This window comes from Pseudomonas sp. NPDC089406 (assembly GCF_044900265.1).
GTDB classification, from domain to species: domain Bacteria; phylum Pseudomonadota; class Gammaproteobacteria; order Pseudomonadales; family Pseudomonadaceae; genus Aquipseudomonas; species Aquipseudomonas fakonensis.
On sequence record NZ_JBJDNC010000077.1, the window covers coordinates 1 to 13,062 of the forward strand.

At 64.7% G+C, this 13,062-nt stretch carries 11 protein-coding genes and 1 pseudogene; 7 read left to right on the forward strand and 5 right to left on the reverse strand.

The annotated features are described in order from the left end of the window. The first annotated feature begins 217 nt into the window (after positions 1-217). From ACI2KK_RS28620 to ACI2KK_RS28635, 4 genes are all read left to right on the forward strand, one after another. Entirely contained in the window at positions 218-622 is a 405-nt protein-coding gene (locus ACI2KK_RS28620; RefSeq protein ID WP_369990210.1) for a MarR family winged helix-turn-helix transcriptional regulator, read from the forward strand. A 64-nt stretch (positions 623-686) separates the two neighbouring features. After that, entirely contained in the window at positions 687-1,889 is a 1,203-nt protein-coding gene (locus ACI2KK_RS28625) for an MFS transporter (protein WP_404671598.1), read from the forward strand. Continuing rightward, positions 1,886-2,008, forward strand: coding sequence for a hypothetical protein (locus tag ACI2KK_RS28630; protein ID WP_263975044.1), 123 nt, complete (start codon positions 1,886-1,888; stop codon positions 2,006-2,008). The genes ACI2KK_RS28625 and ACI2KK_RS28630 overlap by 4 nt, the downstream gene beginning before the upstream one ends. A 43-nt stretch (positions 2,009-2,051) precedes the next feature. Beyond that, positions 2,052-2,606 carry a glutathione peroxidase gene (locus ACI2KK_RS28635; protein WP_369990214.1) on the forward strand — a complete coding sequence of 185 codons (555 nt, stop codon included), beginning with the start codon at positions 2,052-2,054 and terminating at the stop codon, positions 2,604-2,606. 29 nt (positions 2,607-2,635) lie between these two features. Here ACI2KK_RS28635 and ACI2KK_RS28640 read toward each other — a convergent pair whose 3' ends face one another. Next, entirely contained in the window at positions 2,636-2,896 is a 261-nt protein-coding gene (locus ACI2KK_RS28640) for a DUF2798 domain-containing protein (RefSeq protein WP_369990216.1), read from the reverse strand. A 114-nt stretch (positions 2,897-3,010) separates the two neighbouring features. Here ACI2KK_RS28640 and ACI2KK_RS28645 point away from each other — a divergent pair, with 114 nt between their 5' ends. Continuing rightward, a complete protein-coding gene (locus ACI2KK_RS28645) occupies positions 3,011-3,940 on the forward strand; it encodes a LysR family transcriptional regulator (protein ID WP_404671599.1) in 930 nt (309 codons plus the stop codon). A 222-nt stretch (positions 3,941-4,162) separates the two neighbouring features. Here the strand turns inward: ACI2KK_RS28645 and ACI2KK_RS28650 are convergent, their stop codons facing one another. From ACI2KK_RS28650 to ACI2KK_RS28660, 3 genes are all read right to left on the reverse strand, one after another. Beyond that, positions 4,163-5,443 carry an OmpP1/FadL family transporter gene (locus ACI2KK_RS28650; RefSeq protein WP_404671600.1) on the reverse strand — a complete coding sequence of 427 codons (1,281 nt, stop codon included), beginning with the start codon at positions 5,441-5,443 and terminating at the stop codon, positions 4,163-4,165. 146 nt (positions 5,444-5,589) lie between these two features. Continuing rightward, positions 5,590-6,072, reverse strand: coding sequence for a hypothetical protein (locus ACI2KK_RS28655; RefSeq protein WP_404671601.1), 483 nt, complete (start codon positions 6,070-6,072; stop codon positions 5,590-5,592). Between the two features lie 244 nt (positions 6,073-6,316). Then, positions 6,317-6,541, reverse strand: coding sequence for a hypothetical protein (locus tag ACI2KK_RS28660; RefSeq protein WP_404671602.1), 225 nt, complete (start codon positions 6,539-6,541; stop codon positions 6,317-6,319). 935 nt (positions 6,542-7,476) lie between these two features. On the opposite strand from ACI2KK_RS28660, the pseudogene ACI2KK_RS28665 reads away from it, so the two are divergent. Together ACI2KK_RS28665 and rmuC are read left to right on the forward strand one after the other, a co-directional pair. Continuing rightward, a pseudogene (locus ACI2KK_RS28665) lies at positions 7,477-7,806 on the forward strand (sel1 repeat family protein); the annotation flags it as partial. Between the two features lie 238 nt (positions 7,807-8,044). After that, a complete protein-coding gene (gene rmuC / locus ACI2KK_RS28670; protein ID WP_404671604.1) occupies positions 8,045-9,403 on the forward strand; it encodes a DNA recombination protein RmuC in 1,359 nt (452 codons plus the stop codon). Here rmuC and ACI2KK_RS28675 read toward each other — a convergent pair. Continuing rightward, a complete protein-coding gene (locus ACI2KK_RS28675; RefSeq protein WP_404671603.1) occupies positions 9,375-12,851 on the reverse strand; it encodes a NahK/ErcS family hybrid sensor histidine kinase/response regulator in 3,477 nt (1,158 codons plus the stop codon). The two genes, rmuC and ACI2KK_RS28675, sit on opposite strands and share 29 nt — an antisense overlap. Positions 12,852-13,062: the final 211 nt, after the last annotated feature.

Consider the following 13,062-nt stretch of genomic DNA (forward strand, 5'->3'; position numbering starts at 1 on the left):
AGGGGGCCGGATGATGGGAGCAGGCGGTTTTTGGTTACTTTTTTCCAAGAAAAAAAGTAACCCGCCGTAAGGGCGGAAAGGTGACTAAAAGCCGCTATCGTCAATGAATGCGCATACATCTCCCAAAGCAATCACCATAAAGCCCCGAACCCAAACCCGACCCCAAAAAACCCGAAACACCTTGCAACACCCCAAAAGCGGGTATATACACGTACCCATGCTGACCAGTGAATGTATCTGCACCCACCTCCGTCGCGCCGCCCGCGGTGTAAGCCGACACTACGACGAAGCCCTAGCCGGCTTCGGTATCAACGTCGCCCAGTTTTCCCTGCTGCGCAGCGTGCAACGGCTGGACAAACCCAGCATCACCACCCTGGCCGAAGCCATGGGCCTGGAACGCAGCACCCTGGGCCGCAACCTGCGGGTGCTGGAGGCCGAAGGCCTGGTACAACTCGCCGACGGCGACGACCAACGCAACCGCCTGGTGCTGCTGAGCGAAGAGGGCAGGGCACGCCTGCAAGCCGCCCAGCCCGCCTGGGAACACGCCCAGGCACAACTGGTGACGCAATTGGGCGACGGCCAGCGCGACATGCTGGTACGCCTGCTGGAACAGCTTGCCTGAACAACAACGACGATAAGCGGGTATATACCCGCATAAACCTTGCGATGGGCTGGAGACAACGACAATGACATCCCTGTGGCGGAGCAGCGGTTGGATATTACTGGGGGCAGCGCTGATCCTGGCGCTGTCGCTGGGCGTGCGGCACGGCTTCGGCCTGTTCCTGGCGCCGATGAGCGCCGATTTTGGCTGGGGCCGCGAGGTATTCGCCTTCGCCATTGCCCTGCAAAACCTCATCTGGGGCCTGGCCCAGCCATTCGCCGGCGCCTTGGCCGACCGCCTGGGGGCGGCCAAGGTGGTGATCGTCGGCGGCATTCTCTACACCGCAGGCCTGGTGCTGATGGGCATGGCCGACTCGGCCTGGTCGCTGTCGCTCAGTGCCGGGCTGCTGATCGGTATTGGCCTGTCCGGCACCTCGTTCTCGGTCATCCTCGGCGTGGTCGGCCGCGCCGTGCCGGCTGAAAAACGCAGCATGGCCATGGGCATCGCCAGCGCCGCCGGCTCCTTTGGCCAGTTCGCCATGCTGCCCGGCACCCTCGGGCTGATCCAGTGGCTGGGCTGGTCCGCCGCGCTGTTGGTGCTGGGGCTGCTGGTGGCGCTGATCGTGCCCTTCGTCGGCCTGTTGCGCGACAAGCCGCTGCCGGTCCACGGCAACGAGCAGACCCTCGGCCAGGCGCTGCGTGAAGCCTGCTCGCACTCAGGCTTCTGGCTGCTGGCGCTGGGCTTTTTCGTCTGCGGTTTTCAGGTGGTGTTCATTGGCGTGCACCTGCCGGCCTACCTGGTCGACCAGCACCTGCCGGCCACCACCGGTACCACGGTGCTGGCGCTGGTGGGGTTATTCAATATCGTCGGCACCTACACCGCCGGCTGGCTCGGCGGGCGGATGTCCAAGCCGCGCCTGCTGACTGCGCTGTACTTGCTGCGGGCGCTGGTGATCGTGTTGTTCCTGTGGGCGCCGGTGACCCAGTTCAGCGCCTACCTGTTCGGTATCGCCATGGGCCTGTTGTGGCTGTCGACGGTACCTCTGACCAACGGCACCGTGGCCACGCTGTTCGGTGTGCGCAACCTGTCGATGCTCGGCGGCATCGTGTTCCTGTTCCACCAGCTCGGTGCCTTCCTCGGCGGCTGGCTGGGCGGCGTGGTGTATGACCATACCGGCAGCTACGAGCTGGTCTGGCAGATCTCGATCCTGCTCAGTCTGCTGGCCGCCGCGCTCAACTGGCCGGTGCGCGAGCGCCCGGTGGCGCGCCTGCAGGCGCAGGCGGCATGAACCGGCAACTGGCGCGCGGCCTGCTGGCCCTGGCTGCGCTGCTGGTGCTGGCCCTGGTGTGGTGGGGCTGGCACAAGGGCGGGTTGGCGCTGATGCAGTTGGGCATGAGCCTGTGTTAGGCGCTACCCTGCACCTTCATGGAACCGTTTTAGGGAGTACCCGATGAAGCGCGCGCACTGGCTGATGATTCCCCTGCTGGCCCTGGCCGCCAGCACTTCAAGCTGGGCGGCAGGCTGCCCGGCACTGCTGCAGGGCAGCCTGCCCGAGCTGCGCGGCAAGGAGCAGATCGACCTGTGCCAGCGCTACGCCGGCAAGCCGCTGGTGGTGATCAATACCGCCAGCTATTGCGGCTTTGCCCCGCAGTTCGAGGGCCTCGAGAGCACCTACAAGGCCTACCACGGGCAGGGGCTGGAAATGCTCGGGGTGCCGTCCAACGACTTCAAGCAGGAAGACGCTGACGCCGAGAAAACCGCCAAGGTCTGCTACGCCAACTACGGCGTCACCTTCAGCATGAGCAAGACCCAGGCGGTGCGCGGCAAGGATGCGATCCCGCTGTTCGTCGAGCTGGCGCGCCAGAGCAGCGCGCCGAAATGGAATTTCTACAAGTACGTGGTGGACCGTAAAGGCAAGGTGGTCGGCAGCTTCTCCAGCCTGACCAAGCCTGACGACCCGGCGTTCACCGCGGCCATCGAAAAGGCCATCGCCTCGCAACCCTGAAACCGGGGCCGCACGGAGCCCCATCAAGGTCAGTGCGGATGTACGGTGAGTGCGACCAAGCGCAGCACCACCGGCCGTACCATCAGTACACAGACGAAGGCCACCGGCATCGCCAGCTGGTAGGCCTTGAGCACGTTGTGCAGGTACTGGGCATCGACGCCGGCATTGGCGGCGGTGATCACGAAGCACATCAGCAGGGCCATGATCGCCGACATGTAGAAGGCGAACACATACGGCGTGGCGGCGGGGCGCAGCTTGCGCCGGCTGCGGGTGGAAGACAGTTCGGTCATGAAAACTCCCGGGCAGGTGAATGAGCCGGCAGGTTAGCAATGCGCGGGCTGCCTGCTGTAGACCTTGGAGACTGAGTTCTTTATAAAGAGAAACTTACGAATCCTGGGGGCGGCATGGACCTGCTCAACGCCATTCGCAGTTTCATCAAGGTGGTCGAGGCCGGCAGCATTGCCGGCGGTGCCCGCGCATTGGGCTTGAGCCCGGCCGCGGTGAGCCAGAACCTGGCACGGCTGGAGGCGCACCTGCAGGTGCGCCTGTTGTCGCGCACCACCCGCAGCATGGCCCTGACCCCCGCGGGCAGCCTGTACTACGAGCGGGTCAGCCATATCGAGCGCGACCTGGCCATGGCCGAGCAGGCGGTAACCACCCCTGACAGCGAGCCCCAGGGCCGGCTGTGCATCGCTACCACTTCAGCCTTTGGCCGGCATGTGCTGGCGCCGCTGATTCCGGCGTTCGCTGCGCGCTACCCGCTGCTTTCGATAGAGTTGGTGATGACTGACCGCAAGGTGAACCATGCCCGCGAGGACGTCGATGTCAGCCTGCGTATCACCCCGCAACTGGAAGACCATCTGCTGGCCCGGCATATCGCCCGCATTCCCTTTATCTGCTGCGCCTCGCCTGGCTACCTGGCCGCAGCAGGCAGGCCAGCCACACCCGAGGCGTTGCGCGAGCACCGTTGCCTGGTGTTCCGCTACCCGGTGGATGGCCGCTTTCTTACCTGGGGCTTCATGCGTGACGAACTGCGTTTTGAAGCGCAGTTCGGCCCGGTGCTGATCAGTGACGATGTCGATGCCCTGACCCAGATGGCGCTCAACGACGGCGGCATCACCCGCCTGGCCGAGTTCATCGTGCGCCCGCACCTGGACGCCGGCCGGCTGGTGCCGCTGTTCGAGTACAGCAGCGCTGCCGAGGCTTATGCGCGCACCGAGCCGATGGACATCTACCTGTGCCTGGCCGACCGTTTCGCCATGACCGCCAAGGTGCGGGCGTTCACCGATTACCTGCAGCAGGCCCTGGGCGGGCGCTGGCCCGTACAGGCATGAAAAAACCGCCCCGAGGGTAATGCCTGTCAGTTAACGAAATTGGGGCCGCTGTGCGGCCCTTCGCGGGCAAGCCCGCTCCCACAGGGGGCGCGCAAGGTTTCAAGCCGGCGCTGTACCTGTAGGAGCGGGCTTGCCCGCGAAGGGCTGCAAATCAGCCCCATTTATGACGCTAACTGACTGGCATTAGCCTCGAGGGCGGTTTTTTCATGCAGCAATTACAACTTAGAAGCGGTAGGTCAGCGAAGCACCAACGCCGTGGGCGCTGTTTTCGTACTTGGCCTGGTAGCTGCCTTTCAGGCCAGCTTCGATCGGGGAGCCCGGCTGGTTGTTGACCTTGGTGTCCTCTTCCCACAGGTAGGAGTAGGCCACGTCGATGGTCAGGTCATCCGATGGGCTCCAGCCGGCACCGAGGCTGAAGATCTTGCGATCGCCAGTTGGGATGCGCGGGGAGCGATCGTGGTTGTTGGTCGGCGACTGGTCCACCGAGAAGCCGGTACGCAGTACCCACTCCTTGTTGACCCTGTACGAGGCACCGATGGCGTGGGCCCAGGTGTCGTGCCAGTTCTGTTCTTCGGTGATGGTCGAGAACTGCGCGGCCGGGCCGGTGATGCCTTCGTTGTTGACCGTGATGTTTTCCAGGCGGCTCCAGCGCGTCCAGGTGCTGCCGGCGTACAGGGTCCACTGGTCATCCAGTTCGTGGGTGATCGAGAAGTCCACCGACTCCGGGGTCTTGATCTTCAGGGTGGCGTCGTACTTGTTGCCATCCTGGCCGAGCAGCGGGTAGCTGATCTTGGTCTTGCCTTCGAGCTTGTAGTCCACCATCGAGTGGTAGGTCAGGCCCAGGCGGGTGCGGTCGGTGGCTTGCACCATGATGCCGATGTTGTAGCCGACGGCAGTGTCGTCGCCCTTGATCTTCACCTCACCATCGCCCGGTTGCAGCGGCGGCGCGAGGCTTGCCAGGTTCGAACCCAGCTCACCTTCGATACGGTTGATGGTCGGGCCGAAACCGATCGAGACCTTGTCGTTGAAGGCATAGCTCACGGTTGGCTGGAAGGTGATGACCTGGACGTGGCTTTTCTTGCCCCAGTAGCGGGCGGCATCGTCGCTGCCGTAGTCGGTCACCAGGCCGAACGGCACGTAGACGCCGAAACCGACGCTCCAGTTATCGTCCAGTGGTTTGACGTAGTAGCCCATAGGCACACCGACGAACGGGACCATGTCACCGTCGGTTTCCCCCCCTTTGCTGCTGCCCGGGCCCGAGATATCGGACTTGGCGATCACGGCAGCGGCGCCCACGGTGATCTGCTCGCGCTTGAGGCGCGACATACCCGCAGGGTTGCCATACACGGTGCTGGCATCTTCGGCAGAAGAAGAACGACCCGCGAAACCTGTCCCCATGCCGCTGATGCTTTGTTCGTTCAGCGCGAAACCGCTGGCGAACAGTTGGCTGGAAGCGACCGCAACTGCGACGCCGAGGGAGGTCTTGAGCATTGCTTTTTTCATTATTAGAAACTCCTTGGGTTCTCCGGGGCGAAAAGCTACCAACAAATCGCGCTCCACGCTATAGGCTCAAACGCAGGAGATAGAGCGGTTTTGTAGGACAATCCGACCAAAATTCCCTTTTTTCCGGTTGTAAATGTGAGTGCTTCTCAGCAGGCCTGAACGTGAGCAGGTTCGATGCAGTGTTGCCAGGCCTGGGTGAAGTCGCGCAGGCGGCCTTGCGGGTGGAAAATTTGGCGCCAGATACGTGCCAACCCTAGCAGGTCGTCGGCGGCAGGCAGTGGCGTGGCCTGTTCCTCGATCAGCATCCAGGCGATGGCCGTGGCGTAGCGCAGGTTGACGGTAAGTTCGAGGTGGGGGCCGCCGAGGAAGGCGTGCTGGCTTGCCAGGCCGCGGACCAGGCTGGCAAGTTCAGGGTCCCGGGCAAGGTAGTGGTCCCACAGCACGCGGTGGCGTTGCCCGGTGATGCGGTACAGGCCGTGGCCACGCCGGTCGTGCAGGGCGGAGCCCAGGGCTGACTGGCTGGCGGCAACGCCCAGTAACAATGCTTCGGCGCTGTCGCAGTGGCGATTCAGGTAGACCAGCGTCGGCCGGATCACGTATTGGCTCAACTCGTTCGCAGCAATGCCCATGATGCCCTCATATGCAAAGGGCCGACGGGCGCTGGAGCTTGGCAGCTGGTGAGTGGTCAGGCCCGCCGGAAGCGGTCAGGGCCGCTCGAGTTGAAGTGTAGTGTGATAAGCGTGATGTAAAGGGCTGTTTTTAAATCGATTGCAGCCTGACGGCGCGGGGCATATGCCCGCTGGCGATTAAGCCAAGAACCATCAGGCAGCGGGGCGGGGCATGCATTCATGGTGTGAATCTGCCGCCATTCATTCATGCAACCAGTGACTGGCGAGTGCGATCGATCACTGCCTGCAGCGGTTCAGCCCGGTTGTACTGCTCCGGGTAGAGGCGCTCGGTATGGCAGGCGACGCCATGCTCGTCCACCAGGGTGAAACTGAAGCTGCCCTTGCGTGGGGCGACGATCAGGCACTTGAGTGGTGCGAAGGCCTGGGAAAGGGTGCCGAAAGCGGCTTGGATCTGTTGTTGTTTGCTCATGTTTTTGGATGTTCCTGCGTAAGACACGGGTTTCGATCCGTGCACAATAGAAACGTTCCAGTGACGTCTTTATTAAGGAGACGCAGAACCTGACTGGAACAGGGCAGCCAGAGGGGCGCAAATAAGGTGGGCGCTTGGGCTGACTGGTAGGTACGACAGAAGGCAGGCAGCACACCGGGGCCAGGGTTCGAGGCGCCGGGGAAGATCCTGATCAATCAGTGACGTGATTCGTGCTCGGGCAGGGGTATGCGGAGGGAATCATCGAGCGGGCCGGTCCGGAGGGGCAGCGAAGCTGCTGAGGACTTGGTGGCCGGAATTGACTTTCAGCTGGGTACTAACGGGGCGCAACCCTACAGCAAGAGTTAGGGGTTGGCAAGGGTTTTGATGTTTTTTTGCTTGTGTTGCGCGGAGCCGGCCATTATGCCGATTTTGCCGGGGGCTGGGAAGAGGGGGAAATACCTGCCCAAGGGTGCGAATGTGCCGTTTTCGTGCAGGGACATGCCGCGTGCCGGTGCACTTGTACACACTTGGTCCAACACTTGTAACCGTTTGGCAACAGCCTGTGGATGCTTCGCCAATGCCTTGACTGGTGGGTTAAGTCAATGAAAAAAAACACTAATTTTGACTGGTGAAAAAATCGTCAGTTTGACTGTAGGCCCCATTTCACAAGGGTTTGAGGGCTTGGTGAGGGGGTTGTCCACCGAGTTATCCACAGCTTCTGTGGATTGTCCCGAGCGCTTGCTCTAGCACGGGCGTGCCAGCTGTTTGATGAAGTGTCCGACAATCGGGGGTAGTGAGCACGGGGCGCATTTTTGGCCGCGTAACGTCAAGAAAAAAACATCATAAAAATATGTTCATCATGGTGCAGCGGCCGGGCCATTGCGGCAAAAAAGGAGTAGAGTGGCGCGCCTCTCGAGTCACCAACGCTGTCGGTCATGAAGCTTCGCGGTAAACCCCTCGCCAGTTGTGCATCCTCTTCGCCGTTGCCCCCCAACAAACGCTTTTCGCTGAAAGTGGCCCTGTGGCTGCTCGACAGCCCGCGCCTGGGCGACAAGCCCAGCGTCAAGCACCTGGCCGGGCGCATGCTCAAGCAGCCGGCGCGCCAGGGCGTGGTGGTTGCGCAAAGCCGCCTGGGGCAGATGCTCTGCCGTGATTGTGGCAACGCCCGCGACCGGCGCATCGGCCACGACCTGCTGCGCCAGGCCGCCCGCGCCGGCGACCTGAGCGCGCAGCAGGAATACGCCCGCCTGTGCCAGGCCCAGGAGGATTAGGGCCGGGCTGACGCGATCCCCGTAGGAGCCGGCTTGCCGGCGACAGGGCCGGAACAGGCAACCCACCCGCGCGCCTGATAAGCTGCGCAACATCCGTCAAGACGCGTTCGGGGTAACCATGGTTGTGGATCTGACCAGCATCCTGCTGGGCTTGGTGGCAGGGGCTGTGCCCTGCCTTGGCTGGGTCATGCAGGTACAGCGCCGCCAGGGCGCGCGCAACGCCGAGCAGACCCTGCTCGAAGAGCGCCTGGGCAGCGCGCAACTGGCCCAAGAGGGCCTGCAGGCGCAACTGGACGCCACCCGCGACGAGATCAGCGACCTCAGCGAAGCCAACACCCTCAAGCAGACCCAACTGGCCGCCCAGGGCCGCGAGCTGGAGCTGCTGCAGATCGACCGTGACAACGCCCGCGACGCCGCCCACGCCTGGCACCTCGAGCGCGCCAGCCGCGAAGCCGAGCTGCGCCGCCTCGAGGCCCAGACGGCGCGCCTGGAAGCCGAGCTGCGCGAACAGCAGGACAGCCACCAGCAGCGCCTGGAAGACCTGCAAGAGGCCCGCGATACCCTGCGCGCGCAGTTCGCCGAGCTGGCCGGCAAGATCTTCGACGAACGCGAACAGCGTTTCGCCCAGACCAGCCAGCAGCACCTGGGTCAATTGCTCGACCCGCTCAAGGAGCGCATCCAGGCTTTTGAAAAACGCGTCGAGGAAAGCTACCAGCAAGAAGCCCGCGAGCGCTTCTCGCTGAGCAAGGAACTCGAACGCCTGCAGCAGCTCAACCTGCGCCTGTCCGACGAAGCCACCAACCTTACCCAGGCGCTCAAGGGCCAGAAAACCCAGGGCAACTGGGGCGAGCTGATCCTGGAGCGGGTACTGGAGCACGCAGGCCTCGAGAAGGGCCGCGAATACCAGACCCAGGTCAGCCTGAAAAGCGCCGACGGCGAGCGCTTCCAGCCCGACGTGTTGATCATGCTGCCCGGCGACAAGCAGGTGGTGGTGGACGCCAAGGTCAGCCTTACCGCCTACCAGCAGTTCGTCGCCGGCAACGACGAAAACGCGCTCAAGCAGCACGTGCAGTCGTTGCGCAACCATGTGAAGGGCCTGTCGAGCAAGGACTACAACCGCCTCGACGGCCTGCACAGCCTGGATTTCGTGCTGCTGTTCGTGCCCATCGAGGCGGCCTTCTCGGCGGCGCTGCAGGCCGAGCCGAACCTGTTCCAGGAAGCCTTCGACCGGCAGATCGTGATCGTCAGCCCCACCACCTTGCTGGCCACCCTGCGGGTGATCGACAGCTTGTGGAAGCAGGAACGGCAAAGCCAGAACGCCCGCGAAATCGCCGAGCGCGCCGGCTGGCTGTACGACAAGTTCGTGCTGTTCATCCAGGACCTGGACGAGCTGGGCAGCCGCCTGCAACAGGTAGACAAAGCCTACGCCGCAGCGCGCAACAAGCTTTGCGAAGGGCGCGGCAACCTGGTCAGCCGCAGCGAGCAGCTGAAGTTGCTTGGCGCCCGGGCCAGCAAGAGCCTGCCGGCCGAGCTGATCGAGCGCGCGCTCAGCGACGAAGTGCTTACTGAACCAGGCTCAGATGCCGATTGAGCAGGGCGCGCAGGGCTGCCGGCTTGACCGGCTTGGCCAGGTAGTCCAGGCCCGCGGCGTGCACCATGGCGATGGTCTCGTTGCGCCCGTCGGCACTGATCACCACCCCCGGTACCGGCTCGCCCAGGCGCGCCCGTAGCCAGCCCATCAGCCCGGTGCCGGTCTCGCCGTCGTCCAGGTGGTAGTCCACCAGCGCCAGGTGCGGGCGCAGGCCCTTGGCCAGCAGCGCCTCGCACTCGGCCTGGTTGCGCGCGGTGGACACCTGGCAGCCCCAGCGGCTGAGCAGGCTGTTCATGCCGATCAGGATGCTGTCTTCGTTGTCCACGCACAGCACCTGCAAGCCGGCCAGCGGCTGCCCGGCCTGCTCCACCGGCGCAGGCGCCACCGGGGCGGGGCTGCGGGCGATCGGTACGCCGACGCGGAACACACTGCCCTTGCCCGGCCACGAGCGCACCTCGAGCGGGTGGCCAAGCACCCGGCACAAGCCATCGGCGATCGCCAGGCCCAGGCCCAGGCCTTTTTCGGCGCGGGTCTGGTGGCTGTCCAGGCGCTTGAACTCCTGGAAGATCACCTGCAGCTTGTCGTCGGCGATGCCCGGGCCACGGTCCCACACCTCCAGCCACAGCTGCCCGCCCTGGCGCCGCGCGCCCAGCAAGATCGGCCCCTTGCCATAGCGCAGGGCGTTGGTGAGGAAATTCTGCAGCACCCGGCGCAGCAGCTTCATGTCGCTGTCCACCCGCAGGCGGCTGCCGCGCAGGCGGAAGGCCAGGCCCTTTTCGGCGGCCAGCACCTTGAACTCGGCGCCCAGGGTGTCGAACAGGTCGTTCAGGGCGAAGGCCTTCACGTCCGGGGTGATCTTGCCGTTTTCCAGGCGCGAGATATCCAAGAGGTCGCTGATCAGCTCTTCAGCCGAGCGCAGCGAGCTGTCCATGTGCTGCACCAGTTGCTGGGCCTCGTCGTTCATGCCCTCCGCCTGCTGCGACAGCGCGGCGGAGAACAGCCGTGCGGCGTTCAGCGGCTGCATCAGGTCGTGGCTGACCGCAGCCAGGAAGCGCGTCTTGGACTGGCTCACCGCCTCGGCGCGGCTCTTGGCCTCGCTGAGTGCCTGGTTGAGTTGCGACAGCTCGTGGGTACGCTCGGCGACCCGCTGCTCCAGCCCCTCGTTGGCATCGCGCAGGGCCTGCTCGGCCTCGCGGAACGGGGTGATGTCGGTGAAGCTCATGACGAAGCCGCCGCCGGGCATCGGGTTGCCGATCAGCTCGATCACCCGGCCGTTGGGGAACAAGCGCTCGGAGGAGTGCGCGCGGCCCTGGCGCATCCAGTGCAGGCGCCGGGCCACATGCACCTGGGCCTCGCCCGGGCCGCACAGGCCGCGTTCGGCGTTGTAGCGGATGATGTCGGCAATCGGCCGGCCGACGCTGATCAGCCCTTCGGGGTAGTTGAAAAGCTCCAGGTAGCGGCGGTTCCAGGCCACCAGGTGCAGGTTCTGGTCGACCACGCTGATGCCCTGGTTGATGTTCTCGATCGCCCCCTGCAGCAGCGCGCGGTTGAACTGCAGCACCTCGCTGGCTTCGTCGGCGATGCGCACCACGTCTTCGAGCTGCATCTCGCGGCCTTCGATGGCCGCCTTGACCACCGCGCGGGTGGAGGAGGTGCCGAGCACGCCGGCCAGCAGCCGTTCGGTGTGCTCGATCCAGTCGCCGTCGGCGTTCTGGTTGGGGTTGAAGCCCTTGCCCTGGCGGTAGGCAAAGCGAATGAAGCTCTGCCGCGCGCGCTCCTCACCGACGAAACGCGCCGCCAGGTTGAGCAGGTCGTCGATCTGCACCGCCAGCAGCGGCTTGCTGCTGGGCCGGGCGCTGGTCTGCTGGCCGATGAAGGCGCCGGCCTGCCAGTGTTCCGACACCCGCGTGCGCGACAAAATCGACACCCAGGCGAACAGGGTGAAGTTGCCCGCCAGCGACAGCACCACGCCCTGGGTCAGTGGGGTGATCGGCAGCCCCAGCGGGTTGCCGTGCAGCCAGGCCAGGCCCGGGAACAGCTCCAGCGGCCAGCCGACACTGTGGGCGGCGATCGGCAGCACCAGGGTGTAGAACCACAGGAAGATGCCGGCCGCCAGGCCCGCGAACACGCCGCGGCGGTTGGCCTGCTTCCAGTACAGCGCGCCGAGCATCGCCGGGGTCAGTTGAGTCACTGCGGCAAAGGCGATCTGGCCGATGGTGGCAAGGCTTGCGGTGGAGCCCAGCAGGCGGTAGCTCACATACGCCAGCAGCAGAATGACCACGATGGTCACCCGGCGCACCGACAGCATCCAGTGGCGGAACGCCTCGAACGGCCGCTCGGCGTTGTTGCGCCGCAGCAGCCAGGGCAGCAGCATGTCGTTGGAAACCATGGTCGACAGCGCCACGGCTTCGACGATGACCATGCCGGTGGCCGCCGAGGCGCCGCCGATGAACGCCAGCAGCGCCAGGCTCGGGTGCGCCTCGGCCAGCGGCAGGCTGATCACGAACGAGTCGGAAATCACCGTGCCCGGCAGCAGCATCTGCCCGGCCAGGGCTATCGGCACCACAAACAATGCAGCCAGCGCCAGGTACATCGGGAACACCCAGCGTGCCAGGCGCATGTCCTGGGGCTCGATGTTCTCCACCACGGTGACGTGGAACTGGCGCGGCAGGCAGATGATTGCCATCATCGCCACGGCGGTCTGTACCACCATCGACGGCCAGTTGATGGTTTCCTGCCAGTAGCTGTCCAGGTGCACCGACTGGCGCGCCTGGGTGAACAGGTCGTCGAAGCCGTCATACAGGTTGAACACCACGAAGGCGCCCACCGCCAGAAATGCCAGCAGCTTGACCAGGGACTCGAAGGCGATTGCCAGCACCATGCCACGGTGGTGCTCGGTGACGTCCAGGCTGCGGGTACCGAACACGATGGCGAACAGCGCCAGCACCAACGACACCACCAGCGCGGTGTCCTGCACCCGGGTGCCGGTGGCATCGGCATTGGCGCCGATCAACAGGTTCACCCCCAGCACGATGCCCTTGAGCTGCAGGGCGATGTACGGCAGCACGCCCACCAGGCAGATCAGCGCCACCACCACGGCGAGGGTTTGCGACTTGCCGTAGCGGGCGGCGATGAAGTCGGCGATGGAGGTGATGTTCTGCTGCTTGCTGATCAGCACCATCTTTTGCAGCACCCAGGGCGCGAAGATCAACAGCAGGATCGGCCCCAGGTAAATCGGTAAAAACGCCCACAGTTGCTCGGCGGCCTGGCCGACCGCGCCGAAGAAGGTCCAGCTGGTGCAGTACACCGCCAGCGACAGGCTGTACACCCAGGCACGCAGGCGCGGCGGTAGCGGCGTGCTTCGCCGGTCCCCGTAAAAGGCGATGGCGAACATGATGGCCATATAGGCCAGGGCGACCACGGCGATCAGCCCGCTGGACAACGACATGCAAACTCCGCAGCAATGAATGGAACGCGGTCCCGATCAATCAGTCTGGCACGCGCCGCAAGGTTCGTCAGCGCCGACGTTGGTCGCAGTGGCAGGACGTCGCAGGGGGGGCACTGGTAGGAGCGGGGGGGGGGGGGGGGGGGGGGGGGGGGGGGGGGGGGGGGGGGGGGGGGGGGGGGGGGGGGGGGGGGGGGGGGGGGGGGGGGGGGGG

Excerpts from the sequence above, each read along its gene's own strand:
- ACI2KK_RS28625 (WP_404671598.1), top strand. The coding sequence starts at position 687 with ATGACATCCCTGTGGCGGAGCAGCGGTTGGATATTACTGGGGGCAGCG.
- ACI2KK_RS28650 (WP_404671600.1), bottom strand. The coding sequence starts at position 5,443 with ATGAAAAAAGCAATGCTCAAGACCTCCCTCGGCGTCGCAGTTGCGGTC.
- ACI2KK_RS28655 (WP_404671601.1), bottom strand. The coding sequence starts at position 6,072 with ATGGGCATTGCTGCGAACGAGTTGAGCCAATACGTGATCCGGCCGACG.
- ACI2KK_RS28675 (WP_404671603.1), bottom strand. The coding sequence starts at position 12,851 with ATGTCGTTGTCCAGCGGGCTGATCGCCGTGGTCGCCCTGGCCTATATG.
- ACI2KK_RS28630 (WP_263975044.1), top strand. The coding sequence starts at position 1,886 with ATGAACCGGCAACTGGCGCGCGGCCTGCTGGCCCTGGCTGCGCTGCTG.
- ACI2KK_RS28660 (WP_404671602.1), bottom strand. The coding sequence starts at position 6,541 with ATGAGCAAACAACAACAGATCCAAGCCGCTTTCGGCACCCTTTCCCAG.
- ACI2KK_RS28635 (WP_369990214.1), top strand. The coding sequence starts at position 2,052 with ATGAAGCGCGCGCACTGGCTGATGATTCCCCTGCTGGCCCTGGCCGCC.
- ACI2KK_RS28640 (WP_369990216.1), bottom strand. The coding sequence starts at position 2,896 with ATGACCGAACTGTCTTCCACCCGCAGCCGGCGCAAGCTGCGCCCCGCC.
- ACI2KK_RS28620 (WP_369990210.1), top strand. The coding sequence starts at position 218 with ATGCTGACCAGTGAATGTATCTGCACCCACCTCCGTCGCGCCGCCCGC.
- ACI2KK_RS28645 (WP_404671599.1), top strand. The coding sequence starts at position 3,011 with ATGGACCTGCTCAACGCCATTCGCAGTTTCATCAAGGTGGTCGAGGCC.